Source organism: Kitasatospora sp. NPDC092948, from assembly GCF_044754805.1.
Classification (GTDB): Bacteria; Actinomycetota; Actinomycetes; order Streptomycetales; family Streptomycetaceae; genus Kitasatospora.
In genome coordinates, this window is sequence record NZ_JBIVPU010000002.1 from 733,549 (window position 1) to 757,108 (window position 23,560).

The following is a 23,560-nucleotide window of genomic DNA, read 5'->3' on the forward strand; positions in this document are numbered from 1 at the left end:
GGCTGCGGGGCGACGGGGCTGTCGAGCCGCGGGCTGTCGGGCTGTCGGTCGGCTCGGGCACCCTGTACCCATGCGCGTTCCCCGTGTCCCGTGCCCCGCCTGCGGCCGCCCGGTCGCCCTGATGCCCACCCGTCGCACCGGCTACGGCGTCATCCACGACCACAAGCGCGACCGCCGCTCGCTGGTGCTGTGCGACGGCAGCATGCGCCAACTCCCGCTCTCCGACGCCGCACTGTGGCAGGACGCGCTCCCCGGCCTGCCCATCGGCGAGGGGCCGCCGACACTGTTCTGACGGCCCGTCGGTTCGGGCTGTCCGCGCCGGGGCACGGCACGGCGGACGACCACGACGGCAGGCGGTACCCGTCCCTGGAGTCGCTCGACTCGGCCCGACCGGCGCGGACCGAAACGGTCCGGGGCGAAGAACCGCAGATCTTCACCGAGGTGCTGACGGCACCGGCCTCCTCTGATGCTCCGTCACCCCCGGGACGCCGAACGGCCCCCGACCGCAAGTGGGGTCGGGGGCCGTTGTCGGCGGCGGAGGGTGTGGGATTTGAACCCACGGTGGCGCGAAGCCACTACAGTTTTCAAGACTGGTCCCTTAGGCCGCTCGGGCAACCCTCCTCGGTGGAGGCCAGCCTAACGGGTCGGGGCGGGTTCGGTGCACACCGTTTTGGTGGGGTGGGTCAGTTGTCGCCCTTGCGTTCGCCGAGGGTGACGACGGTCTTGGCGGTCTTGCCGTCGCGGGTGTATTCGACCTCGACCTTTTCGCCGGGCTTGTGGGTCCAGATCTCGGAGACCAGGGTGGGGCCGCTGTCGATGGCGAGGCCGCCGAGCTTGGTGATGACGTCGCCGGCCTTCAGGCCGGCCTGGTCGGCGGGGCCGCCGGGGGTGACGGCGGGGGCGTCGCGGACGGGGCCGGTGGCGATCTGGGCACCGTCGCCGCGGTAGTCGTCGTTGCGCACGACGCCGAGGATCGCGTAGACGGGGGTGCCGTCCTTGATCAGGGTCTGGGCGACCCACTTGGCCTGGTTGATCGGGATGGCGAAGCCGAGGCCGATGGAGCCGGCCCGGCCGTTGCCGCTGGTGTTGGACTGGATCGCCGAGTTGATGCCGATGACCGAGCCGGAGCCGTCCAGCAGCGGGCCGCCGGAGTTGCCGGGGTTGATCGAGGCGTCGGTCTGCAGGGCGTTCATGTACGAGTTCTGCGCGCCGGTCTCGTCGCCGGAGGCCACCGGGCGGTCCTTGGCGGAGATGATGCCGGTGGTGACGGTGCCTTCGAGGCCGTAGGGCGCGCCGATGGCGATGGTGGCGTCGCCGATGGCGACCTTGTCGGAGTCGCCGAGCGGCAGCGGGACGAGCTTGTCCTTGGGCGGGTTGTCGAGGCGGATCACCGCGACGTCGTAGCCCTGGGCGCGGCCGACCACGGATGCGGTGTAGGAGGAGCCGTCGGAGAACTTGACGCTGAGCTTGCCGCCGTTGGCGGCGGGCGCGACCACGTGGTTGTTGGTCAGGATGTGGCCCTCGGTGTCGAAGACGAACCCGGTGCCGGTGCCGGACTCGCTGGAGCCGGAGGCCTTGATGGTGACGGTGGACGGCAGCGCCTTGGCGGCGATCCCGGCGACGGACTCGGGGGCCCGGTCCAGGGTCTGGTGGGTGTTGCCGACGGTGACGGTGGTGCTGCTGTGGCTGGCGCCGCTGCCGCCGCTGCCGTTCTTGTCGGAGACGGACGCGCCGATCGCGCCGCCGACCAGGCCGGCCACCAGGGCGACCGCCGCGACCAGCGCGACCAGCGCGCCGCGCTTGCCCTTGCCGGAGCCGCCCGGGGCGGGCTGCGGGGTGGCCCACGGCGAGCCCGGCTCACCCGGCCCGCCGAAGCCGCCGGCACCGCCGGACGGGTGACCCCAGCCGCCCACCGGGTGGCCGGCCCCGAACGGGTGCTGCGGCTCGCCGGGAACGCCGGGCGCCCCCGGGGTGCCGGGCGCACCGGGCGCACCGGGCGCACCCGGCGCGTCCTGGGCGGTCGGCGGCACGGCCGGGGCGACCGCGAGCGGCGGCACGGCCGGGGCGACGGCGGTCGGCGCGTCGGCGACGGGCCGCGCGTAGGGGCTGGTCGGCTCGCCGACGCTGCCGTACGGGTTGTGGAACGGCGGCGGCGCATCCGTCGAAGGGGCGGGCGGCGCGGCCGGTGCCTCGGGCACCTTCCCGAGCTGGATCGTCCCGTCCGCGACCGGCGCGTCGGTCACCTTCCCGAGCTGCATGGTCCGGTCGGCGGCCGGCGCGTCCGGCAGCACCGGCGGCGGCGCGTCGAGGTAGGCGGGAGCGGGCGCGGGCGTCCCGGAGCCGGCGGAGGCCGCCTCGGTGCCGGCGGCCTCGGGGGCCTTCTCCGGCGGGGTGGTACCACTCGCGTGCTCGGTGCTCACGGACGACCTCCATCGCTGACAGAACCTTGGGCTGCGGTCCGTCGCGCGGGCGGCGCGGCCACAACCTCGGGGCACAGTTTTTCCTATGCCGGATTCGGACACCGTAAGCGGGCCCCTGAAGAAATCATGAGAAGCCTTAGGCCTCACTGACATGCACATCATGGGTCCTGCGGTGCGGACGCCGATCCCCCCGGCCTTGGCGTTCCTCAGCCCGGAGGCTAGCCTGTCGCTCCTGTAAACCGAAGAACGTCGCGGGAGCTTGGGCCAGCCAGGCTGAGAGTGCGCCGGTTCGACCGTAGGGCATGGCGGTGACGCCACCCGGTCGAGGGGGCGCTGACCGCCGAACCTGTCCGGGTAATGCCGGCGTAGGGAGTATCGGCCATGACGGCTGTTCCGTCTGCCCCAATTTCCGATCTTGAGACGGCCGCGCGGGCCGAGGCCCCGCTGACCCTCGACACGGCGCCGCCGCGCACCCTGGACTTCCGGGCGCTGTTCGCGCTGTGGGCCAACCTCGGGGTGAGCCTGATCGGCTTCACCAGCGCCGCGACGGTGCTCGGTCGGCAGGGCCACGAGCTGGGGTTCACCGCGGCGGTGACGGCGATCGTGGCGGGTACCGCGATCGGCACCGCGATGCTGGCGGTGGCCGCGCTGGTGGGCGCGCGCACGGGAGCCCCGGCGATGGCGGTGCTGCGGGGCCTGTTCGGCACCCGGCTGTCGTACGTGCCGACGGTGCTGAACATCCTGCAGTGCGTCGGCTGGGGCGTGTACGAGCTGACGGTGATCGCCTGGGGCGCCCAGACGGTGGCCGGCACCGAGGGCTGGCGCTGGCTGTTCGTGTTGCTGGCGGGCGCGCTGACGACGGTGCTGACGATCTGGCCGCTGGGCGCGATCGCGGTGCTGCGCAAGTACGTGGCCGTCGCGGTCGGTGTGGCGATGGTGTACTTCACGGTGCAGTTCGCCCGGCAGGGCTTCCCGGACCCGGGCGCGGGCAACTGGGACGGCTTCCTGTCGGCGACGGACGCGGTGATCGCGGTGTCGATCTCGTTCGTGCCGCTGGCCGCCGACTACACCCGGCACGCGCGCACCTCGGCGGGCGCGTTCTGGGGGACGTTCTCCGGCTACACGGTGGCCCAGGTGTGGTGCTACGTGCTGGGCGTGGTGGCGCTGCTGCAGTCCGGCGGCGACCCGGACCGGATCCTCGGCTCGTTCACCGGCGTGGCCGCGGGCTGGGCGTTCCTGCTGGTGCTGGTGCTGCGCGAGGCGGACCAGTCGTTCGCGAACGTGTACTCCACGGCGATGTCGATCCACAACCTGTGGCCGAAGGTGGACCGGCGGCTGCTGACCGGCGGCATCGGCGTGCTGGTGACGGTACTGGCGCTGCGGATCAAGGAGTTCACCGAGTCGTACTACTCCTTCCTCGGCCTGATCGGGTCGGTGTTCGTGCCGCTGTTCGCGGTGCTGGCGGTGGACTACTTCCTCGGCGCGGGCCGGCGCGGCTGGAACCTGACGCAGGACGCCCCGGCGCGCTGGGTGATGCTGCTGCCGTGGGTGCTGGGCTTCGCGGTGTACCAGTTCCTGGCGCCGACGGCGGTGGCCGGCTGGTGGACCGACCTGTGGACGAAGGCGCAGGAGGCGGTGCACTTCACCCCGCAGGCGTGGAGTTCGGCCTCGCTGTTCTCGTTCCTGGTGGCGGCCGCGGCGACCGGCGCGGTGGCGGCCGTGGAGCGCCGCAGGGGCTGACGCCGGGTCAAGGTCCGGGGCCCGCCGTCGAACCCGTGCCGCTCGGGGTTCGACGGCGGGCCCCGGCTGTTCACCTCGGTGTCGCCGTCCCGGAAGCTGCCCGTGGCCCGGCGCCGCGTAGGCTGATTGACGTGAACACCCAGCACAGCGCTTCGGCCCCGCTCCCCGCTCCGATCGACCGCTCGGCGGTCAAGGTGATCGCCCACCGAGGGTCGTCCGCGGCTCTCCCGGAGCACACCGAGGAGGCGTACCGCCGGGCGCTGGAGGAGGGCGCGGACGGGCTGGAGTGCGACGTCCGGGTCACCGCCGACGGGCAGTTGGTGTGTCTGCACGACCGTACGGTGAGCCGCACCTCCGACGGGCAGGGCGTGGTGTCGACGATGACGCTGGCGCAGCTGTCCGAGCTGGACTTCGGGTCGTGGAAGCACCCGGAGCAGCCGCAGCGCAGTTCGGTGCTGACCCTGGAGCGGCTGCTGGAGCTGGTCGCGGACAGCGGGCGCCGGGTGGAGCTGGCGATCGAGACCAAGCACCCGGTGCGGTACGCGGGCCGGGTGGAGTCCGAACTGCTGCGGATGCTGGGCCGGTTCGGTCTGCTGCCGGCCACGCCGGAGGAGTCCGCGGTGCGGGTGATGAGCTTCTCCGAGCTTGCTCTGCACCGGGTCCGCAAGGCCGCCCCGGCGGTGCCCCGGGTGTACCTGTGGGAGCGCGCGGTGCCGCTGCTGGGCCGCACCCGGGCGCTGCCGGGCGGGGCGTCGATCGCCGGCCCGGGCATCTCGCTGGTGCGCCGCGACCCGGAGCTGATCCGGGCGCTGCGCCGGGCCGGCCACCGGGTGCACGTGTGGACGGTGGACCGCCCCGAGGACGTCGAACTCTGCCTGGAACTGGGCGTGGAGGCGCTGATCACCAACCGTCCGGCGGACGTGCTGGCCCAGTTGGGCCGCTGAGCGCGGCCGTGCGGGCGGATGGCACGCGGGCCCCATTGGCGTGACATAAATACCGAACGGGGTATTTCCCGTTGGCCATTCGGACAAGCCCCCGGACGGGACAGAACGTGAGACGCTCCTCACCTTTTGCCCATCTGCCGTCCGGATCCCGTTAATGCCGCGATCGGATCGTCGAACGCCCGTTTCCGATGCATTAACGGCGGGCATCCATCCCTCGGCAGAAGCTGAAGGAGGTCCGGGGGTGGCGTTGATGGTGGCGCGAGCTGTGCCAGTTCAGGCCGGGTCGACCACATCGGCCATGGCCGTTCCGCACGGTCCGGCCAGTGTCTCGACCGCGCGGCGGAGGCTGCGCAGCGATCTCGGAGATCGCTCGATACCGGACACGGTGATTGACGACGCGGTGTTGATCCTCTCCGAACTGCTCAGCAATTCCTGTCGTCATGCCAGGCCGCTGCCGGCCGAAGATCCGGATCCCTCCGACAGACCCGACGGCCGTCGCCCGCACGTCGACGACGATGCGGAGATCGGTACGGTGCTGGTGAGTTGGCGGATGCGCGGGGACGGTCTGCTGACCTTGGAGGTGACGGACGGCGGGGCCACCACCCGGCCGGTGCCGGCCAGTCCTTCGCTGTCGGCGCACGGCGGCCGGGGGCTGAGCATCGTCGGGAAGCTGGCGAAGGACTGGGGCGTGCGGCACGCACCCGGTCAGGTGACGGTGTGGGCGGAGCTGCCGGCGTTCGAGCAGGTGGCGGGCGGCGAGGAGCGGCGCAGCGCCTGAACGTGGCGGCGCGGGCGAAGTAGGCTGCGCGGTGCAAAGTCCGACGTCCCCGGGAGAGCCGCACCATGGCCAAGAAGGCCGCGAAGAAGCAGCCCAGCCAGTCCACCGTCGTCGAGGGCGAGATCCCGGTCGTCGGAGCGCGCGAGGCGTGCCCGTGCGGTTCGGGCCGCCGGTACAAGGCCTGCCACGGCCGTCAGGCGGCGCACGCGGTGCAGGAGTTGGTGCACCGGCCGTTCGAGGGCCTGCCGGGCGAGGCGGACTGGGTGGCGCTGCGCGAGCTGGTGCCGGCCGCCACGGTGCCGCTGAAGCTGGCCGCCGGGGTGGTCGAGGGCGCCGTCGGCGAGGTGCCGTCGGTGACGCTGGCGACGGTGCTGCCGCTGGCCTGGCCGGCGCTGCGCCGCTCGGACGGCTCGATCCTGCTGGGCCTGCAGACCCAGTCGTCCTCGGGCGACCTGAGCCGTGACCTGGCGGACGCGCTGGAGCTGGCGCTGGCCACCGAGCCGGGTACCCCGGTGCCGGCCCGCCGGACCGACCCGGGCGCCCGTCGCCTGCAGGAACTGCTGGACACCACGGCCGAGTTCGTGCCGGACGTGCACACCGGCTTCGAGTTCTGGCTGGAGGACGCCGAGTCGGCCACCGGCGAGGTGGCGGCCTCGCTGGAGCGGGCGAACGCGTCGGCGATCCCGACCGAGAAGCTGGCCGGGGTGGACTCCGCGTACTGGTGCGGCACGCCGGACAAGAACCACCTGCGCTGGGTGATGACGGTGCCGGAGGAGCAGCTGCTGGACGCGCTGGCCCGGCTGACCGCGGCCGGCGAGAGCTCGCTGGGCGAGGACACCAAGCTGGTCGGCTCGTTCCGGGCGCACGGCCTGACCGTGCCGGTGTGGGACCTGCCGGTGGAGATGACCGCCGCCGAGGTGGAGAAGCCGGCCGTGGAGTTCGCCGCGCGGCTCGCCGAGGTGCTGGCCGCGCCCGCGCCGCTGACCGCCGAGGAGCGCCGCGCCCGCGCCAACCTGGTGAACCGTCAGATCACCCTCAACTAGTCGAAGGTGACCGGCGTCACATTCGCGTCCGACCGCCGAAAATCCCAAGGGCCTTTCGGCGTGGACAAATTGGCGCGGAGCCGGATCTTTGTTACTGTTTGAACAGTCCGACCGCTGGTGCATCCCCCGTCGCCAGCGGTCGGGCCTTTTCTGTCTCCGGGCCTGTGGCGCACGGAGACTGACGATCAGTCAGCAGTACGGCAGCGTGACGGCACTGGCGGTGATCAGCCCGCCCAGCAGCGTGCCGACCTCGGGCAGCCAGGGCCGGCCGGGGCCCGGACGACGCACCCAGTGCACCGCACCGGCGCCGGTCCGCGACGGCGGCAGCACCAGGTAGCCGCCCGCCCCGTGGTAGCGCAACACGCCCGGCACCCAAGGCCGTTCGGAGAGCAGCGCGCCGAGCTCCGGCAGCGTGTAGGGCGCGGTCAGCAGCACGAACCGGCCCGGCGTTTCGAGCACCGGACCGTACGGGACGCCGATCTCGTCCAAGTGCCGCAGCAGCCACGGCCCGGCCGGGCGGGGCAGGCTCACCGCGCACAGCGCCCGGCCGGTCGCCGCCAGCACCGGCGCGCCGGGCGCCCGCCGCTCCCACCAGTGCCGGACCATCCGCGGATCGGTGGTGGCCGCCTCCAGCGGCGGGTCGCACGGATGCGCGCCGGGCGTCGGGCAGAGCCGGTCCGGGCACGAGCAGGCCGGCCCGCGCAGCGCCCGCGCCCCGGGCACCACCGGCCAGCCGCAGCCGACGGCGGCCTGCAGGGCGGCGGCCAGCGCCAGCGTCCGGCCCCGGCGGCCCGGCCACCACTGGGCGACCCGCTCGGTCAGCTGCTCTCGGCGGTGTCGGCGCATGGCGGCTCGTTCCTCTCCGCGTCGGTCGGCCTGGGCCGGGGGTGCGGGCGGTGCGTGTGCACGTCGGCCGGGCCCACGCTGCGCCGCTGGAACGAGAATCCCCCATACGTCCGGATGGACGCGGGTCGGCCGACACCGGTTCCACCGTACGAGTGAGTGCCCGGCGCCCCGGGTGGCACCTGCGAGGCCTCGCCGTACGATCCCTGGCACGTTCTGCCCGCCGCTCTCCTGGACATGCCCCGATCGGCCTGTGTACAAGTGGGGGAATCGTGCCGAGTAGTGAGTAAAGACATCGTTTTCGGTCGGTCTCGGGGGTCCTGCGTGACACGTTCCGGATTGTGGGGAGTTGCGACATGACCGACGTCCAGCCGCTGGCGGCCGAGGTCCTGAGGTCCGGGCCGGCGCTGCTGCCGGAACTCGGCGAGGTGCCGTCGGCGGATCTGCAGGACCGTTTGGCCGGATGGCTGTCCGATTTCACCAGCCTCCAGGAGCACCTGGAGCTGCTGGCCAGGGCCGACGGACTGGCCGGCGCCCTGGACGCGCTGCTGGACTCCGGCGCGGCGCTGCTCGGCGCCCGCCGCGGCCTGGTGGTCACCCTGCGGCCCGGACCGGCCCGCACCCTGGCCAGGCCGGTCGGCCTCGGCCTGGACCCGGCGACGCTCGGCTCGCTGGAGACCGTCCCGGCCGAGCACGGCCCGTTCGCCGACCTGCTCAGCCTGCCCGGCGCCACCGGCCGGCTGCTGATCTCCGACCTGGCCACCGACCCGTCGGTGGGCCCCCGGTTCCGCGAGATCGCCGCCCAACTCGGCCTCGGCGCCTGCTACGCACTGCCGCTGGCCACCGACCGCGAGGGCCCGCTCGGCGCCGCGGCCTGGTTCTACGACGAGCCGGGCCGCCCCGACGAGCGCCGCGAGCACCTGGCGCGCCGCTACTGCGAGTTCGCCGCCCCGCTGCTGGCCCGCCAGCTGGAGGCCGACCGGGCGGTGCGCGCCACCGCCGCGCTGCGCCGCTCGCTGCTGCCCGACCACCTGCCCGCCCGGCCCGGCCTGCGGATCGCCGCCCGCTGCGTGCCCGCCGCGCTGGAGCACGCCGCGGGCAGCGACTGGTACGACGCGATCGGGCTGCCGGACGACACCCTGGCGCTGACCGTGGGCAGCGTGCTCGGCGGCGGCCCCGGCGCCGGTCCGGGCGCGGGCGCCTGCGCCGCCGCCGCGATGGGCCGGGTGCGGGCGGCGCTGCGCGCGTACGCGGTGCTGGAGGGCGAGGACCCGGTCTCCGTGCTCGGCGACCTGGAGCTGCTGCTGAAGACCACCGAGCCGACCCTCTCGGCGACCGCCGTGTACGCCAACGTCGACCCGGTCGAGCGCCGGATCGCGCTGGCCGGGGCGGCGAACTGCCCGCCGGTGCTGCTCACCCGGTACGGGGCGAACTTCGTGGAGACCTCGCTGTCCGCGCCGCTGGGCATGCTCAGCTGCTGGGAGGCGCCCGGGGTGGAGCTCACCGCGGAGCGCGGCGACGTGCTGGTGCTGTACACCGAGGGCCTGGCCCGCCGGTTCGGGGCCGGCCTGCACTCCGGGCAGAGCGCGCTGCGCCGGGTCGCCGCGGACGCCCCGCGGGACGTCCGGCTGGATCCGGAGCGGCTCTGCGACCACCTGCTGGCCGAGGCCGGCGGCGAGGGCCCGGGCAAGGACGACCTGGTGCTGCTGGCGGCGCGCTTCGAGTGACCCGGTCCGCTCCCCGAACGGTCTTTCTTCACTCGAACGGCCCTACGTACCATGGGGGCGACGTCCGCCCTCGCGCCCCGCGACCCGGGGAGTGCGGGGCGGTACCACGCGCAAGGAGGCGACGTACGTGACCGAGGACCGCAGCCCGGCGGTGTCCGAGAACCCCGAGGGGTCCGCCGACGGCGAGGAGGACGAGCCGATCAAGAGCCGCAAGAACGGCCTGTACGGCGACATCTCCGACGAACTCGCCGAGTCCATGCGCTCCGGCTGGGCCGACACCGAGCTGCACGGCCTGCAGCCGGTCGCCCAGGCGCCCTACGCGGCCGAGCGCCGCGCCAAGCTGTCCGCCGCCTTCCCCGGCGAGCGGCTGGTCGTCCCGGCGGGCAACCTGCGCACCCGCGCCAACGACACCGAGTACGCGTTCCGCGCCGCCAGCGAGTACGTGCACCTGACCGGCAACCAGACCGAGGACGCGGTGCTGGTCGGCGAGCCGGTCGAGGGCGGCCACGAGTTCGTGCTCTACCTGCTGCCGCGCTCCGACCGGGAGAACGGCGAGTTCTGGCTCAGCGGCCAGGGCGAGCTGTGGGTCGGCCGCCGCAACTCCCACGCCGAGGCCGAGCAGCTGTACGGCCTGCCGGTGCGGGACGTCCGCAAGGCCGCCGAGGAGCTGGCCGCCGCCACCGTCCCGACCCGCCTGGTGCGCGGCTACGACGCCGGCCTGGAGGCCGCCCTCGCCGAGCAGCTCGACGCGGAGAAGGACGACGAGCTGACGGTGTTCCTGTCCGGGCTGCGCCTGGTCAAGGACGAGTGGGAGATCGGCGAGCTGCGTGCCGCCTGCAACTCGACCGTCAACGGCTTCACCGACGTGGTGCGCGAGCTCGGCCTGGCCGTCGCCACCTCCGAGCGCTGGATCGAGGGCACCTTCTGGCGCCGCGCCCGGGTCGAGGGCAACGACGTCGGCTACGGCACCATCGCCGCGGCCGGCCCGCACGCCACCACCCTGCACTGGGTGCGCAACGACGGCGACGTCCGCCCCGGCGAGCTGCTGCTGCTGGACGCCGGCGTGGAGACCACCACCCTCTACACCGCCGACGTCACCCGCACGCTGCCGATCAACGGCAGCTTCACCCCGCTGCAGCGCAAGATCTACGACGCGGTGTACGACGCCCAGGAGGCGGGCATCGCCGCGGTCAAGCCCGGCGGGAAGTTCCGCGACTTCCACGACGCCGCGCAGCGGGTGCTCGCCGAGCGCCTGCTGGAGTGGGGCCTGATCGACGCCTCGGTGTACGACGTGGAGAAGGTCCTGGAGCTCGGCCTGCAGCGCCGCTGGACCCTGCACGGCACCGGCCACATGCTCGGCCTGGACGTCCACGACTGCGCGCACGCCCGCCGCGAGAACTACGTGGACGCGGTGCTGGAGCCCGGTGTGGTGCTGACCGTGGAGCCCGGCCTGTACTTCCAGGCCGACGACCTGACTGTCCCCGAGGAGTACCGCGGCATCGGCGTCCGGATCGAGGACGACATCCTGGTCACCGCCGACGGCAACGAGAACCTCTCGGCGGGTCTGCCGCGGCAGGCCGACGAGGTGGAGGCCTGGATGGCCTCGCTGAACGGCTGACCCGGCGCTCGCCCCGAAGCCCCCGTCCGGTCCGCCGGCGGGGGCTTCGGCGCGCTCAGTGCCGTCGACCCCACCCGGAACGGGCGGCGACGATCACGACAATCTTCTCGAAACGGGCACGGCTGGGTGTGAACATGGCTGCTCTCCGGAAAAGGGTGTGGTGGATGTCCGCGGGAGGCGCCGCCGCCGCCCCCACGTGATAACGCACCCATCCTCCCGGGCGGTTGCGGCTCAGTTCCAAAGGTTTTCCGCCCCGGTCCGATCAGCCTGCGCCGCCGCCCGTAAGCACCCGGTCCGCCCCGGCCCGGCGCGCGGCACGACGGCGGGGCGGGCCGCTACACTCGCCGCGAACCCGCCACCGGCCGCACCTGGAGCACCCCATGGCCGAGCCCGTGCCCGTCGCCATCGGAAAGCGCCCGGCGCCCGTCCACACCGTCGCCGTGTACGCCTTCACGGGCATGGCCCCGTTCGAACTCGGCGTCGTGGTCGAGGTGTTCGCCCTCGCCCGGCCCGAACTCGCCGGACTGCTGGCCGCCCCCTGGTACGACGTGCGGGTGTGCGCGGAACGGCCCGGACACCCGCTGGAGGCGGTCGGCGGCTTCACCCTGACGCCCCGTCACGGCCTGGAGGAGCTCGCCGCCGCCGACACCGCCGTGGTGGTCGGGGTGCCCGACCCGTACGGCCAGGCGCCGCCCGCCGTGGTCGCCGCGCTGCGCACCGCGCACGCCCGCGGCGCCCGGGTGGTGTCGATCTGCTCCGGCGCCTTCGCACTGGCCGCCGCCGGCCTGCTCGACGGCCTGCCCGCCACCACGCACTGGCGGTGGGCGGAGGAACTCCGCCGCCGCCACCCGCTGGTCCAGGTCGACCCGGACGTGCTGTACGTGGACAACGGCCAGGTGCTGACCAGCGCCGGCAGCGCCGCCGGCATCGACCTGTGCCTGCACCTGGTCCGTCAGGACCACGGCGCCAAGGTCGCCAACACCGTCGCCCGCCGCTTCGTCGCCCCGCCGCACCGGGACGGCGGGCAGGCCCAGTACGTCGAGGCGGCGGTGCGCCCGGTGGACGAACCCGAGGACGGGGTGGCCCGGTCGATGCGCTGGGCGCTGGACCACCTCGCCCGGCCGCTGACCGTGCCGCTGCTGGCCCGGGCGGCCGACATGTCCGACCGCTCGTACCTGCGGCACTTCACCGCCCGCAACGGGGTCAGCCCGATGCGGTGGGTGGCGATCCAGCGGATCGCGGCCAGCCTGCCGCTGCTGGAGTCGCCGGAAGGCAGTGTCGAGGAGATCGCCGCGGCGGTGGGCTTCGAGTCGGCGGCGACGTTCCGCCACCACTTCGGCCGCACCATGCGCACCTCGCCCACCGCCTACCGGCGCACCTTCGGACCCGCCGCCTGACCAGCCGTCAGATCTGCTCCTGCCGGTCCGCGTTGGCGTGGATCGCGTCCCGCAGCCACCCGGCGAGGCCCGGGGCGAGCTGCTCGTAGGTGGCGGTGAACCGCAGGTCGGCGACGTACATGTCGCCGAGGCAGCGGTGCATCTGCGGGGCGCATTCGTAGAAGTTCAGGCCGATGTGCGCCCGGTGCTGCTCGGCGGCGTCCATCGCCTCCGGGCTGTCGGGGGCCGCGCCGGCCGTGAACGCCGCCACCAGCGCGTCGTTGATGGCGTCGGTCTCCTCCTTGATCCGCTCCCAGTCCGCCTTGGTGTACTTCGAGGTCTTCTGCTGGGACTCCTTCCAGGCGTCGGTGTCGCCCCAGCGCTGCTCGGCCTCGGTCTCCCAGTTCTCCTGGTAGTCCTTGCCGAACACCTCGAACTTCTCCTCGGGGGTCAGCTGAATTCCCAACGTCCTTGCCTCCATCGCTCGTTCGACTGCCGCGGCGAGGTCCTCCAACTTCCTGATCCGGTCGCCGATCAGCTCGCGCTGCCGGCGCAGGTGCTCGGTCGGGCCGACCGAGCGGTCGTCCAGGATCGCCGCGATCTCCTCCAGCGGGAAGCCGAGTTCGCGATAGAACAGGATCTGCTGCAACCGGTCCAACTCGGCGTCGTTGTACCGCCGGTAGCCGGCCGGGGTGCGGCCGCCGGGCGACAGCAGCCCGATCTCGTCGTAGTGGTGCAGGGTGCGCACGGTCACTCCGGCGAGCCGGGCGAGCTGCCCCACGGTGAATCCGCTCATCGCGTCCGTCTCCTTTCCTTCCCGCTGCGCACCAGCCTCCGGCCTCACGTCGCGTGAGGGTCAAGCCGGTTGCGGCGCGGGGCGGTCCGGACGCCTCCGGACGCCTACTCGGACTCGCCGTAGCGGACCAGGTAGCCCGCGAACCGTTCGAGGTCCTGGTCGTCCCAGGCGGTGAAGCGGTCGGTGAAGGCCCGCCGGCGCTGCTCGTACGCCTCCGCCAGCAACTGCTCGCCGGCGTCGGTCAGGTGCAGCAGCTGCCCGCGCTGGTCGTCCGGGTCGGCCTGGCGGCCCAGCAGCCCGAGCCGCTCCAGCGCGCCGACCTGTCGGCTGACGGTGGACTTGTCGAGCATGAAGTGCGCCGCCAGGTCCGCGGCCCGGCAGGAGCCGCGCTCCTTGACCAGGTCGAGCATGCTGTACGTGACCAGCGAGAGCTCGGGGTGCAGCTGGGATGCCTTGTGGCGGGCCCGGCGGGCGAACGCGGTGAGCTCGCGCTGGATGGTCTCCAGCGCGGCGTCGCGGTCGGGCATGGCGGTGCTCCTTCGTCGTACGGTGTTGCGACCCACGGTAGGGGCAGCCGCACTCGGACGCCGACCGCCTCCGCCATCTCCGCCTCCGCCGGCTCCTCGGCGGAGTCGAGGTCCGCGACCCCCGGGCCGAGGCTTCGCCGCCGTCCGCCCGCCCGCCCGTCCGCCCGTCCGCCCCGTGGCAACACCTCACCCGCCTACAGCAGGTCGTCCAGCTCCCGCAGCAGCCGGGACTTGGCGCGGGCGCCGACCATCGAGCGGATCGGCTCGCCGGAGCGGAAGACCATCAGGGTCGGCATCGACAGCACGCCGTACGCGGCCTGGGTCTCCGGGTTCCGGTCGACGTCCAGGGCGACGACCTTCAGCCGGTCCGCCTGCTCCTCGGCCACCTCGGCCAGGACCGGCGCCAGCTGGCGGCACGGCGGGCACCAGTCGGCGGTGAACTCCACCAGGACCGGGCCCTGCGCGGCCAGCACCTCGGTCGCGAAGTCCTGGTCGGTCACGTTCTGTACGGCACTCATCGGGTCTCCTCCCGTCGCTCACTCATTGCTGCGGATCAGCTCGCAGTGCGGCTCCTCGGCCACCGCGGCCAGCGCGTCGCGGGCCGCCTCGGCCTGGGCCAGCTGGGTCGCCACCTGCTCCCGGACTTCGGCCAACCGGGCCGCCATGGCATCGAGTTCGGCCAACTTCGCCCGGTAGACCTCCAACGAGGCCGGGCAGGAGTCGCCCGCCGGGTGCCCGGCCCGCAGGCACTCGACGAACGGCCGGGTCTCCTCCAGCTCGAAGCCGAAGTCCTGCAGCACCCGGATCTGCCGCAGCAGCCGCAGGTCCTCCTCGTCGTACGCCCGGTACCCGTTGCTCCCGCGCCGCGCGGGCAGCAGCCCCCGCGACTCGTAGTACCGCAGCGTCCTGGTGGTGGTGCCCGCCCGCTGTGCCAGCTCGCCGATCCGCATGGCTCCGACGCTAGACCTTCACCTCGGCGTCAACGCCACTGCCCTGCGGCAGCGGTGACTTCCGGCAGAACGGCCGAAAAGCGCTTCCCAAGATCCTCTACCCTCGCCTGATGACCGACCTGACCACGGCCCTGCTCGCGGCCTACGACGAGCACCTGCGCGGCCTCGGCGCCGCCCGCGACGGCGAGATCCAGGAGGCCGACGGCCCGCTGCTGCGCAAGCACGGCGGCTTCCGCGGCTTCCTCACCTCGCGCACCGCCGACCTCGGCCTGCGCGGCGCCGAACTGGACGACCTGATCGCCCGGCAGCGCGACTTCTTCGCCGCCCGCGGCGAGTCCGTCGAGTGGAAGACCCGCGGTCACGACCTGCCCGTCGACCTGCCGGAGCGGCTGACCGCGGCCGGCTTCGTCGCCGAGGAGCAGGAGACCGTCCTGATCGGCCTGGCCGCCGAGCTCGCCACCCCCACGCCCGCCCCCGAGGGCATCACGCTGCGCCGGGTCACCGCCCGCACCGACATGCGGCGGATCGCCGCGCTGCAGCAGGAGGTCTGGGGAGAGGACTGGAGCTTCCTGATCGACGACCTGACCGAGAACGCCGCCGCCGACCCCGAGGGCTTCCTGGTGGTGGTCGCCGAGACCGACACCGCCACGCCCGAGGTGGTCTCCGCCGCCTGGCTGACCCGCAGCCCCGGCACCGAGTTCGCCGGCCTGTGGGGCGGCTCCACTCTCGCCGCCTGGCGCGGCCGCGGCATCTACCGCTCGCTGGTCGCCCACCGCGCCCGCTGGGCCCTCGAACACGGCATCCGCTACCTCCAGGTCGACGCCTCCCCCGACAGCGCCCCGATCCTGCGCCGCCTCGGCATGCACGCCGTCACCACCACCACGCCGTACGTGTGGACCCCGCCCGCCTCCTGAACACCGATCGGTGCGCATGTAGAGAAGCGCCTCCCCGCTCCGACCACCGGACGACAGCACCCGACGAACAGCCAAGGACGTGGTCCCCGTGAAGTACCTGCTGATGACCTACGGCAACCAGGAGAAGTGGGCCGCCGTCTCGGAGGAGGAGTGGCCGGAGGCGATCGCCCAGCAGGACGCGTTCAACCAGCGCTACCGCGAGACCGGCGAGCTGATCGGCGCGTACGGCCTCGGCGACGCGGCGGCCAGCCGGCTGGTGCGCCGCCAGGACGGACTGCCCGCGGTCAGCGACGGGCCCTACCTGGAGACCAAGGAGTACATGGCGAGCTTCTACCTGCTGGACTGCGAGAGCGAGCAGCGGGCCTGGGAGATCGCCGCCGACATGCCGTGGGCGGACCGGGAGCCGGTGGAGCTGTGGCCGGTCCTGCACGAGACGCCGATGGCGGACTGAGCCGCGTGGACGACCGGACGGCCGCCGACCAGGACCTGCTGCGCACCCTCGCGCCGCAGGTCCTGGCGGCGCTGCTGCACCGCCACCCCGGGGCGTTCGACAGCTGCGAGGACGCCGTGCAGGAGGCGCTGCTGGCGGCCGCCACGCAGTGGCCGGAGCAGGGCCGGCCGGCCAACCCGCGCGGCTGGCTGGTCACCGTGGCCTCGCGCCGGCTGGTCGACCTGGTGCGCGCCGACCGGGCCCGGCGCGAGCGCGAGGAGCGGCTGTTCCTGGCCACGCCGCAGTCCGAGCTGCTCGGCCGCGCCGCCGACGCCGGCCCCGGCGCCGACCGGGACGACTCGCTGGCGCTGCTGTTCCTGTGCTGCCACCCGGCGCTGACCGCGCCCAGCCGGATCGCGCTGACCCTGCGCGCCGTCGGCGGCCTGAGCACCGCGCAGATCGCGGCGGCGTTCCTGGTCCCGGAGGCGACGATGGCGCAGCGGATCAGCCGGGCCAAGCAGACCATCCGCTCGTCGGGGCTGCGGTTCGTGCTGCCGGAACCGGGCGAGGCTGCGGGGCGGCTGCGCGAGGTGCTCCAGGTGCTGTACCTGGTGTTCAACGAGGGCTACACGGCCACTTCCGGCGAGGACCTGACGACCCCTCGGCTGTCCGACGAGGCGATCCGGCTGACCAGGCTGCTGCTCCGGCTGCTGCCCGAGGACGCGGAGGTGATGGGCCTGCTGGCGCTGATGCTGCTCACCGATGCCCGGCGGCCGTCGCGGACGGGCCCGGGCGGGGAGCTGGTGCCGCTGGCCGAGCAGGACCGGGCGCGCTGGGACGGGGCGGCGATCGCCGAGGGGGTGGCGCTGGTCGAGCGGGCGCTGCCGCACGGCCGGGTGGGGCCGTACCAGTTGCAGGCGGCGATCGCGGCGCTGCACGACGAGGCGCCGGACGTGGCGGCCACCGACTGGCCGCAGATCCTGGCGCTGTACGACCTGCTGCTGCGGGTGGCTCCCGGTCCGATGCCGGAGCTGGGCCGGGCGGTGGCGCTCGCGCAGGTGCACGGCCCGGAGCTCGCGCTGAAGGAACTGCTGGCGCTGGAGCCGGTGTTGGGCCGGCACCACCGTTTCCTGGCGGTGCGGGCCGAGCTGCTGTCCCGCAGCGGTGAGCCGGACGCTGCGGCGGAGGCGTTCCGCCGGGCGTCCGCGCTGGCGCCGAGCCTGCCGGAGCGCCGCTTCCTCGCGGAGCGGGCGCGCTCGTTCTCCTAGGAGCCGGCCCGGCCGGTCGTGTCGCGCGGCTGGCCGGACCGGCCGGGTGTGTTCTACGGCGCGACCGCGGCGGCCACTGCGGCGTCGACGGCTCCGTACAGTTCGGAGCGCAGGCCGAGTCGGCTGGCGCGGATCTCGACGGCCTCGGCGACGGCGGGCTGCGCGTAGCGGTCGACGGACTCCCGGATGCCGTTGATCAACGGCGTTCCGGCCAGGCCGAGTTCGCCGCCGATCACGATGGCGGCGGGGTTGAGGCAGTTGACCAGGTCGGCGAGGACGCGTCCGATGGTGCGGCCGGCCTCGCCGATGACGCGGGCGGCGGCGGGGGTGTCGGCGAGTTCGCCGAGCGGCGGCAGGTCGACCGGCTCGCCGGGGCGGGCGCCGGGGGCGAGCACGTGGGCCAGCCGGCGGCGGACCTCGGCGATGGAGACGACGGACTCCAGGCAGCCGCGGTTGCCGCAGCGGCACCAGGTGCCGGTGTCGGGGAGCTGGATGTGGCCGATCTCGCCGGAGATGCCGCTGGCGCCGCGGTAGATCCGGCCGTCGAGCAGCAGGCCGGCGCCGATGCCGGTGGAGGCCTTGACGTAGATCAGGTCGTTGACGGCCTGCCCGCCGCTGTGGGCGCGTTCGCCGCGGGCGCCCATCTCGGCGTCGTTGCCGACGGTGACGGGGAGGTCGAAGAGCCGGCCGAGTTCGGCGGCGGGGTCCATGCCGATCCACTGGGAGAGCGTGGAGGGCGCGCGGACCACGTTGGTGCGGGTGTCGAGGGCGCCGGGGATGCCGGCGGCGACGGCGGTGATCGCGTCCAGCGGGTGGCCGGCGGCGGCGAGTGCCCGGTCGGCGAGGGTGCGGGCGGCGGCCAGCACTTCGCGCGGGTGGTTGTCGACGTCGAGATGGGCGGTGGCCTCGCCGAGCACGGCGCCGGTGGTGTCGGCGACGGCGGCGGTGACGTGGGTGTGTCCGAAGTCGAAGGCGAGGACCAGGGCGTGGGCGCGGCGCAGGGTGACGGCGGCGGCGCGCCGGCCGCGTCCGGGGGTGGCGGCGGCGGTGGTCGCGTCGGCGAGTCCTTCGTCGATCAGGTCGGTGACGGCGCTGGAGACGGCGGAGCGGGAGAGCCCGGTGAGCCGGCTGATCTCGGCGCGGCTGAGCGTGCCGTGTTCGCCGAGGACGGCGAGCAGGGCGGCCCGGGTGCGCAGGCGGCGGGCCGAGGGGGCCGGGTGGGCTGGGGCGGTCATGCCGGGAACGGTAGCGGACAGCGACCGGATATACACCGTTGAACGGATTATTTGACAGATGTCTTGTCCTCTTGACGGAGGAATTGGCCTATACCTATGGTCGAAGGCAGGCTCCCTGTCGCCCAGGAGAGCAGCAGCACTCATGTGCGGGAGAGGAAGGCCGATGGACGCCCCCCAGAGCCGACACCGCTGGTGTGTCGAGATCCCGCACGCCAACAAGGTCCGTACCGGCCGCCACCTGTTCATCGTGGACGCCCCCGCCGAGGACGACGCCCGCCGCACCGCCATCGAACGCGCCGAGTCCGTCGAGGCCCGCCGCCACCGCCGCGGTGCCGCCCTGGACCTCGCCCGGGCCACCGTGGTCCACCTGGCCCTGCTGCGCACGCACTGACCTACCCGCCCCCGATCCCCCGATCCCCCGACGGCCGCCCGCCGTCGGGGGATCGCGCGTTTCGGCGGAGTGTGACTTCACTGGGCCGAATTTGTATGCTTCGCTGAACCTCTACAGCACTGTAGAAGTTCGGATCGGCCCACCGCCGACCGCAACGGGGAAGGGTGCGTCATGTCTGCACGCAGGGTGGGGGCCCGCAGCACCGGATCGGGGCGCGGCCGCAAGCTCCGCCGGATCGCGCTGTGGAGCACCGCCGGCGTCGTCGCGCTCGCCGTCACCGCCGGCGGCCTGGTCTACTACCGGCTCAACGGCAACCTGAGCACCTTCGACAGCTCCGGCATCAGCAAGGACCGGCCGGACGCGGCCAGCGCCGACGCCCAGGGGCGGGTCCCGGTCAACCTGCTGCTGATCGGCTCCGACTCGCGGTCCGGCACCAACAAGGACCTCGGCGGCGGCGAGGAGGGCGGGGCCCGCTCGGACACCGCGATCCTGCTGCACGTCTACGCCGACCACAAGCACGCCGTCGGCGTCTCCATTCCGCGCGACTCCCTGGTCGCCATCCCGTCCTGCATACTGCCGAACAAGAACTGGACGAAGCCGCAGGCCAGCGCCATGTTCAACAGCGCCTTCGCGGTCGGCGACACCGACCAGGGCAACCCGGCCTGCACCCAGAACACCGTGGAGAAGCTCACCGGGCTGCGCATCGACCACACCATGGTGATCAACTTCCAGGGCTTCGCCGACATGACCGCCGCCGTCGGCGGCGTCGACGTCTGCCTGCCCAAGCCGGTCTACGAGGGCGACCTCAACCCGAACCTCGGGCACCGCGGCAAGCAGCTGTTCAGCCAGGGCCACCAGAAGATCTCCGGCCAGGCCGCCCTGGACTACGTCCGGATCCGGCACGGCCTCGGCGACGGCTCCGACATCGGGCGCACCAAGCGCCAGCAGGCCTTCCTCTCCTCGCTGATCAAGCAGGTCAAGTCGGAGGGCATGAACCCGGTCTCGCTGCTGCCGCTGGCCGACGCCGTCACCAAGTCGCTCACCGTCGACGAGGGCCTCGGCTCGGCGCAGAAGCTCGTCGACTTCGCCATGTCGCTCAAGGACATCGACCTGCACGACATCAAGTTCCTCACCGTGCCGTGGCGTTACCAGGGCGAACGGGTCGCCCTGGTGCACCCCGACGCCGACCAGCTGTGGGCGGCGCTCAAGGCCGACCGCACCCTCGACGGCCAGGACGCCAGCGGCGGCGGCGAGCAGAGCCCCGCGCCCTCCGACAGCCCCGGCCCGACCACCGCACCGGTCAAGGTCGACGGGGCCGGCATCCGGGTCGCGGTCTACAACGGCACCGGGACGGCCGGGCTGAGCACCAAGGCCGCCGACGCCCTGGAGGGCTCCGGCTTCACCGTCACCGGCCGGGCCAACGCCGCCTCCCGCAGCCACGCCACCACCCTCGTCGAGTACGGGCCCGGCGAGAAGGCCAAGGCCGAGAAGGTCGCCGAGCTGTTCCCCGGTGCCACCCTCCAGGCCGGCAGCCACGCCGGCATCTCCCTCACCCTCGGCGCCGACTACGCGGCCGGCGGCGGCACCACCGCCGCCCCGCCGCTGCCCAGCGGGCCGCTGCCCACCAGCGTCAGCCAGGCCCGCTCCGCCGACGACGACGCCTGTTCCGACCTCACCTACGGCTGACCGGCCTTCGACCACCAAGGGGGACAGCAGCGATGAACCCGCTCTCCGCACACGGCCCCACCCAGCAGGACCGCGCCGACTTCGAGTACGCCCTCGGCCGGGCCTTCGCCGACCCCGCGGTGCGCGCCGCACTGGCCGCCGACCCCGCGCAGGCCGCCCGGCTGCGGGCGCTGGCCCGGCAGCGCACCGCGGAGATCCTGGCCGTCGCCGAACCGGAGTACCTGACGTACAGCCGGCTCCGCGACGCCGCGCCCGTCGGCGCCGGCCCCGCCCCCGAACCGGGCGAGCGGATGTCCGGGTGGTTCGGCGCGCTGGCCCTGGTGGTTCCGATCGTGTCCGGCAGCGCCGCCGCCGTGTTCTTCCTGCTGGCCGCCCTCATCGGCCTGTCCAGCCCGCACGCCTTCACCGCCGACGTGCTGCGCACCGCCGCCTGGAGCGCCGTCGCCGCCGCCGTCGCCAGCGCCCTGATCGGCCTGCTCGGCCTGCTGTTCAGCGCCGCCCGCCAGCGCGCCGTGTCCCCCGAGAACCCGCAGCAGGCCCAGGACCTGTCCACCGCCCGCACCGCCTGGCGCACCGCGCTGCTGCACCGCGGCCTGATCCCGTTCCTGCTGGCCGACCTGCAGACCGCCGAGCCCGGCCCCTGAGCCGCTGCGCCCTGTCGGCAACGGCTCCGGACGGTGCTGTCGAGCCGATCCCACGGGCGACCTGTTCCGGGCGTACTACGTCGTCGCGTGATCGACCGGGCCAGCAACGGGCGACGCATTTCCGTGGCCGCCGGGCCGGTCGCGGTCGGGGACCCGGGTCAGGGTCCGGATCGGGCGGGCCAGCAGCAGGGCGGCGGCGGTGAGGGCCGCGACGACGATGCCGGTGACCAGCACGGGGGTGCTGCCGACGGCGTGCACGGCGGGGCCGGCCAGCGCGGAGCCGAGGGGGTAGAGGCCGACCGAACCGGCCACCTCGTACGCGTGGACGCGGTTGAGGACTTCGCCGGGCACCTGGGTCTGCACGGTGGTCGCCCACATCACGCCCCAGATGCCGATGCCCACGCCGACCAGGACCTGGGCGGCGGCGAGCAGCCGGACGGGAGCGTCGAGGACGAGGGCGAGCGGGTAGAGCGGGTAGGCGAACATCGCGACGGCGCCGGCGGCCAGCGGCCGGGCGGGCTTCCAGCGGACGGCGACCAGACCGCCGACCACGGTGCCCGCGCCGAGCGCGCAGTTGACCAGACCGAACGCGGTGGCGCCGTGCCGGGGGACGATCAGGCCTGCGGCGAGGGAGAGTTGCGGGCCCCAGGCGAGGACGGCATAGACCATCCAGATCGCGATCACGCCCCAGAGCCAGCTGCGGGAGCGGAACTCCTGCCAGCCGACCACCAGGTTGCGCCACAGCCCGTCGCCGGCCGGCGGGGCGGGCACCCGGCCGAGGCGCAGCGCGAACAGGCAACTCGCGCTGGTCGCGTAGGCGACGGCGGAGATCGCCATCACCCAGCCCGTGGAGCCGAATCCGACCAGCAGACCGGCCAGCGCGGGCCCGGCCAACCCGGTGATCGCCTCGGAGGTGCGCAGCACCCCGTTGGCGCCCTGCACGTCCCGGGCGATCAGCGGGACGGTGGACGAAGCCCCGGGCTGGAACAGCGCGTTGGCGGTTCCGGCCACCGCCAGCAGGGCGTACAGCTGCCACAGGTGGTCGATGCCGTGCAGGAAGAGAGCGGCGAGCAGGAGGTGCGCCGTGAGGTTGGCCAGGTCGGCGAGGATCATCATCCGGCGGGCGGTGAACCGGTCGGCGAGCACCCCGCCGAACAGCACCAGGCCGGCGAACGGGCCGACCAGGAAGGCCATCGCCCAGCCGGCGGTGGCCAGGCCGTGGCCGCTGTCGATCAGGCCGGCCGAGACGGCGACCGGGAGCATCGCCCAGCTGAGCAGGCCCGCGCTGCGGGCGGTGAACCAGTAGCGGAAGTTGCGGGACCAGATCGCCGGCCCGGCGGGCCGGGCCAGGAGGGCCGCGGGAGTTCCGGGCCGGGCGGGCACGGCCGCAGGGGCGTCGGGACGGGCAGGAGCCGGCACGGAGGTGTCGGGACGGGCGGGGGTCGGCGCGGGGGCGTCGGCCGGGCAGTCGGTCACGGACGGTCCTTCAGATCGGTGCGGGTGGCGGCGAGTTCCGCGCGCAGGGCGGCGTTCTCCGCCTCCAGCCGGGCGAGGCGCTCGCGGACCGGGGCGAGCGCCCCGTCGAGTTCGGCCTCGGTGAAGCGCGGGGTGATGTGGTTGGGGCAGTTCCAGGCGAACGCCTCCACCCGGACGGTGACGACCTGTTCGATCCGGCCGTCGGTGCGCGGGGATTCGAGGCGGGCCACCAGCTCCGGGTGCCGGTCGGCGGGGACGGCGGTGGCCCGGCCGAACAGTTTGAGCCGGGCCTGCCGCACGTGGTCGAGGAAGAACAGCGACACCCGGTCGTCGGCGCGCAGGTTGCCGGTGGTCAGGTACTGCCGGTTGCCGCGGACGTCCAGGTAGCCGAGGGTGTGCTCGTCCAGCACGTGGACGAAGCCCGGCGGGCCGCCCCGGTACTGGAGGTACGGCCAGCCGTTCTCGTTCACGGTGCCGACCAGGAAGCCGTCGAGGCTGCGGATGAACGCGGCGGCGGTCCCGGTGAGCGGCTCGGGCTCCTCGGCGGGCTCCCGCAGCCGGCGGCCGGCCGCGGCGGCGCTGCCCAGTTCCTGCTGGGCGCGGCGTACGGACGGGGTGGACGCCAGCAGGTCGTAGCGGCTCATGCGTGGTCCGGGGGCAGGGGCACGGTGTCACCTCGGGGTGTCGGCGCGGGCGGTGCGCCCACCGTACGGAGGCGGTCTGTACGCACCCCTTCAACCGGACCAGAGGCCGC

General features: G+C 73.8%; 23 protein-coding genes, 1 tRNA gene and 1 riboswitch. Of the genes, 14 read left to right on the top strand and 10 right to left on the bottom strand.

Going from position 1 to position 23,560, the window contains the following annotated elements:
* The first annotated feature begins 70 nt into the window (after positions 1–70).
* A complete protein-coding gene (locus tag ACIQF6_RS08190) occupies positions 71–292 on the top strand; it encodes a hypothetical protein (RefSeq protein ID WP_400891564.1) in 222 nt (73 codons plus the stop codon).
* Positions 293–535: 243 nt separating this feature from the next.
* On the opposite strand, the gene ACIQF6_RS08195 is transcribed toward ACIQF6_RS08190, so the two are convergent.
* Positions 536–621 (bottom strand) — tRNA-Ser (locus ACIQF6_RS08195).
* Positions 622–683: 62 nt separating this feature from the next.
* Entirely contained in the window at positions 684–2,420 is a 1,737-nt protein-coding gene (locus tag ACIQF6_RS08200; RefSeq protein ID WP_400891566.1) for a trypsin-like peptidase domain-containing protein, read from the bottom strand.
* Between the two features lie 242 nt (positions 2,421–2,662).
* Positions 2,663–2,810, top strand: a riboswitch (TPP riboswitch).
* Between ACIQF6_RS08200 and ACIQF6_RS08205 the strand changes: the two genes are divergently transcribed.
* The 4 genes from ACIQF6_RS08205 to ACIQF6_RS08220 all read left to right on the top strand — a co-directional run bounded on the left by ACIQF6_RS08205 (position 2,802) and on the right by ACIQF6_RS08220 (position 6,925).
* Positions 2,802–4,160, top strand: coding sequence for a purine-cytosine permease family protein (locus ACIQF6_RS08205; protein ID WP_400891568.1), 1,359 nt, complete (start codon positions 2,802–2,804; stop codon positions 4,158–4,160). It overlaps the preceding riboswitch by 9 nt.
* 131 nt (positions 4,161–4,291) lie before the next feature.
* Positions 4,292–5,104 carry a glycerophosphodiester phosphodiesterase gene (locus ACIQF6_RS08210; RefSeq protein ID WP_400891570.1) on the top strand — a complete coding sequence of 271 codons (813 nt, stop codon included), beginning with the start codon at positions 4,292–4,294 and terminating at the stop codon, positions 5,102–5,104.
* 250 nt (positions 5,105–5,354) lie between these two features.
* Positions 5,355–5,882 (top strand): ATP-binding protein, encoded by a 528-nt coding sequence (locus ACIQF6_RS08215; protein ID WP_400892195.1) that lies wholly within the window; start codon positions 5,355–5,357, stop codon positions 5,880–5,882.
* A 65-nt stretch (positions 5,883–5,947) separates the two neighbouring features.
* A complete protein-coding gene (locus ACIQF6_RS08220; RefSeq protein ID WP_400891572.1) occupies positions 5,948–6,925 on the top strand; it encodes a DUF5926 family protein in 978 nt (325 codons plus the stop codon).
* 189 nt (positions 6,926–7,114) lie between these two features.
* Here ACIQF6_RS08220 and ACIQF6_RS08225 read toward each other — a convergent pair whose 3' ends face one another.
* Positions 7,115–7,771, bottom strand: coding sequence for a bifunctional DNA primase/polymerase (locus ACIQF6_RS08225; protein WP_400891574.1), 657 nt, complete (start codon positions 7,769–7,771; stop codon positions 7,115–7,117).
* A 353-nt stretch (positions 7,772–8,124) separates the two neighbouring features.
* Between ACIQF6_RS08225 and ACIQF6_RS08230 the strand changes: the two genes are divergently transcribed.
* The 3 genes from ACIQF6_RS08230 (at position 8,125) to ACIQF6_RS08240 (ending at position 12,510) form a co-directional block, all read left to right on the top strand.
* A complete protein-coding gene (locus ACIQF6_RS08230) occupies positions 8,125–9,495 on the top strand; it encodes a PP2C family protein-serine/threonine phosphatase (RefSeq protein ID WP_400891576.1) in 1,371 nt (456 codons plus the stop codon).
* Between the two features lie 127 nt (positions 9,496–9,622).
* Positions 9,623–11,113, top strand: coding sequence for an aminopeptidase P family protein (locus tag ACIQF6_RS08235; protein ID WP_400891579.1), 1,491 nt, complete (start codon positions 9,623–9,625; stop codon positions 11,111–11,113).
* 380 nt (positions 11,114–11,493) lie between these two features.
* Positions 11,494–12,510: a helix-turn-helix domain-containing protein gene (locus ACIQF6_RS08240; RefSeq protein ID WP_400891582.1), complete on the top strand. Its 1,017-nt coding sequence runs from the start codon at positions 11,494–11,496 to the stop codon at positions 12,508–12,510.
* Between the two features lie 7 nt (positions 12,511–12,517).
* On the opposite strand, the gene ACIQF6_RS08245 is transcribed toward ACIQF6_RS08240, so the two are convergent.
* From ACIQF6_RS08245 to ACIQF6_RS08260, 4 genes are all read right to left on the bottom strand, one after another.
* On the bottom strand, positions 12,518–13,285 hold the full coding sequence (locus ACIQF6_RS08245; RefSeq protein ID WP_400891584.1) for a MerR family transcriptional regulator: 768 nt from the start codon (positions 13,283–13,285) through the stop codon (positions 12,518–12,520).
* Positions 13,286–13,389: 104 nt separating this feature from the next.
* Positions 13,390–13,812, bottom strand: coding sequence for a MarR family winged helix-turn-helix transcriptional regulator (locus tag ACIQF6_RS08250; protein ID WP_400891586.1), 423 nt, complete (start codon positions 13,810–13,812; stop codon positions 13,390–13,392).
* Between the two features lie 194 nt (positions 13,813–14,006).
* Positions 14,007–14,330 (bottom strand): thioredoxin, encoded by a 324-nt coding sequence (gene trxA, locus ACIQF6_RS08255; RefSeq protein WP_400891588.1) that lies wholly within the window; start codon positions 14,328–14,330, stop codon positions 14,007–14,009.
* A gap of 18 nt (positions 14,331–14,348) precedes the next feature.
* The gene (locus tag ACIQF6_RS08260; protein ID WP_400891591.1) at positions 14,349–14,762 is read right to left on the bottom strand and encodes a MerR family transcriptional regulator; all 414 of its coding nucleotides are present in this window, start codon (positions 14,760–14,762) and stop codon (positions 14,349–14,351) included.
* Positions 14,763–14,872: 110 nt separating this feature from the next.
* On the opposite strand from ACIQF6_RS08260, the gene ACIQF6_RS08265 reads away from it, so the two are divergent.
* From ACIQF6_RS08265 to ACIQF6_RS08275, 3 genes are all read left to right on the top strand, one after another.
* On the top strand, positions 14,873–15,676 hold the full coding sequence (locus tag ACIQF6_RS08265; protein WP_400891594.1) for a GNAT family N-acetyltransferase: 804 nt from the start codon (positions 14,873–14,875) through the stop codon (positions 15,674–15,676).
* Positions 15,677–15,764: 88 nt separating this feature from the next.
* A complete protein-coding gene (locus tag ACIQF6_RS08270) occupies positions 15,765–16,127 on the top strand; it encodes a YciI family protein (protein WP_400891596.1) in 363 nt (120 codons plus the stop codon).
* 5 nt (positions 16,128–16,132) lie between these two features.
* Positions 16,133–17,374: an RNA polymerase sigma factor gene (locus ACIQF6_RS08275; protein ID WP_400891598.1), complete on the top strand. Its 1,242-nt coding sequence runs from the start codon at positions 16,133–16,135 to the stop codon at positions 17,372–17,374.
* A 53-nt stretch (positions 17,375–17,427) separates the two neighbouring features.
* Here the strand turns inward: ACIQF6_RS08275 and ACIQF6_RS08280 are convergent, their stop codons facing one another.
* On the bottom strand, positions 17,428–18,609 hold the full coding sequence (locus ACIQF6_RS08280; protein WP_400891601.1) for an ROK family transcriptional regulator: 1,182 nt from the start codon (positions 18,607–18,609) through the stop codon (positions 17,428–17,430).
* 163 nt (positions 18,610–18,772) lie between these two features.
* Between ACIQF6_RS08280 and ACIQF6_RS08285 the strand changes: the two genes are divergently transcribed.
* The 3 genes from ACIQF6_RS08285 to ACIQF6_RS08295 all read left to right on the top strand — a co-directional run bounded on the left by ACIQF6_RS08285 (position 18,773) and on the right by ACIQF6_RS08295 (position 21,330).
* Positions 18,773–19,000, top strand: coding sequence for a hypothetical protein (locus ACIQF6_RS08285; protein WP_400891604.1), 228 nt, complete (start codon positions 18,773–18,775; stop codon positions 18,998–19,000).
* A 171-nt stretch (positions 19,001–19,171) separates the two neighbouring features.
* Positions 19,172–20,686, top strand: coding sequence for an LCP family protein (locus ACIQF6_RS08290; protein ID WP_400891607.1), 1,515 nt, complete (start codon positions 19,172–19,174; stop codon positions 20,684–20,686).
* 32 nt (positions 20,687–20,718) lie between these two features.
* Complete coding sequence (locus ACIQF6_RS08295; RefSeq protein WP_400891610.1) at positions 20,719–21,330, top strand: hypothetical protein; 612 nt, start codon at positions 20,719–20,721, stop codon at positions 21,328–21,330.
* A gap of 75 nt (positions 21,331–21,405) precedes the next feature.
* On the opposite strand, the gene ACIQF6_RS08300 is transcribed toward ACIQF6_RS08295, so the two are convergent.
* A complete protein-coding gene (locus tag ACIQF6_RS08300) occupies positions 21,406–22,806 on the bottom strand; it encodes an MFS transporter (protein WP_400891612.1) in 1,401 nt (466 codons plus the stop codon).
* Positions 22,803–23,450, bottom strand: coding sequence for a pyridoxamine 5'-phosphate oxidase family protein (locus ACIQF6_RS08305; protein WP_400891615.1), 648 nt, complete (start codon positions 23,448–23,450; stop codon positions 22,803–22,805). Before ACIQF6_RS08305 ends, ACIQF6_RS08300 begins: the two co-directional genes overlap by 4 nt.
* Positions 23,451–23,560 lie beyond the last annotated feature (110 nt).

Coding starts and splice junctions, on each gene's coding strand:
- ACIQF6_RS08190 (WP_400891564.1), top strand. CDS start 71: ATGCGCGTTCCCCGTGTCCCGTGCCCCGCCTGCGGCCGCCCGGTCGCC.
- ACIQF6_RS08205 (WP_400891568.1), top strand. CDS start 2,802: ATGACGGCTGTTCCGTCTGCCCCAATTTCCGATCTTGAGACGGCCGCG.
- ACIQF6_RS08215 (WP_400892195.1), top strand. CDS start 5,355: ATGGTGGCGCGAGCTGTGCCAGTTCAGGCCGGGTCGACCACATCGGCC.
- ACIQF6_RS08220 (WP_400891572.1), top strand. CDS start 5,948: ATGGCCAAGAAGGCCGCGAAGAAGCAGCCCAGCCAGTCCACCGTCGTC.
- ACIQF6_RS08225 (WP_400891574.1), bottom strand. CDS start 7,771: ATGCGCCGACACCGCCGAGAGCAGCTGACCGAGCGGGTCGCCCAGTGG.
- ACIQF6_RS08230 (WP_400891576.1), top strand. CDS start 8,125: ATGACCGACGTCCAGCCGCTGGCGGCCGAGGTCCTGAGGTCCGGGCCG.
- ACIQF6_RS08240 (WP_400891582.1), top strand. CDS start 11,494: ATGGCCGAGCCCGTGCCCGTCGCCATCGGAAAGCGCCCGGCGCCCGTC.
- ACIQF6_RS08245 (WP_400891584.1), bottom strand. CDS start 13,285: ATGAGCGGATTCACCGTGGGGCAGCTCGCCCGGCTCGCCGGAGTGACC.
- ACIQF6_RS08250 (WP_400891586.1), bottom strand. CDS start 13,812: ATGCCCGACCGCGACGCCGCGCTGGAGACCATCCAGCGCGAGCTCACC.
- trxA (WP_400891588.1), bottom strand. CDS start 14,330: ATGAGTGCCGTACAGAACGTGACCGACCAGGACTTCGCGACCGAGGTG.
- ACIQF6_RS08260 (WP_400891591.1), bottom strand. CDS start 14,762: ATGCGGATCGGCGAGCTGGCACAGCGGGCGGGCACCACCACCAGGACG.
- ACIQF6_RS08265 (WP_400891594.1), top strand. CDS start 14,873: ATGACCGACCTGACCACGGCCCTGCTCGCGGCCTACGACGAGCACCTG.
- ACIQF6_RS08280 (WP_400891601.1), bottom strand. CDS start 18,609: ATGACCGCCCCAGCCCACCCGGCCCCCTCGGCCCGCCGCCTGCGCACC.
- ACIQF6_RS08285 (WP_400891604.1), top strand. CDS start 18,773: ATGGACGCCCCCCAGAGCCGACACCGCTGGTGTGTCGAGATCCCGCAC.
- ACIQF6_RS08290 (WP_400891607.1), top strand. CDS start 19,172: ATGTCTGCACGCAGGGTGGGGGCCCGCAGCACCGGATCGGGGCGCGGC.
- ACIQF6_RS08295 (WP_400891610.1), top strand. CDS start 20,719: ATGAACCCGCTCTCCGCACACGGCCCCACCCAGCAGGACCGCGCCGAC.
- ACIQF6_RS08305 (WP_400891615.1), bottom strand. CDS start 23,450: ATGAGCCGCTACGACCTGCTGGCGTCCACCCCGTCCGTACGCCGCGCC.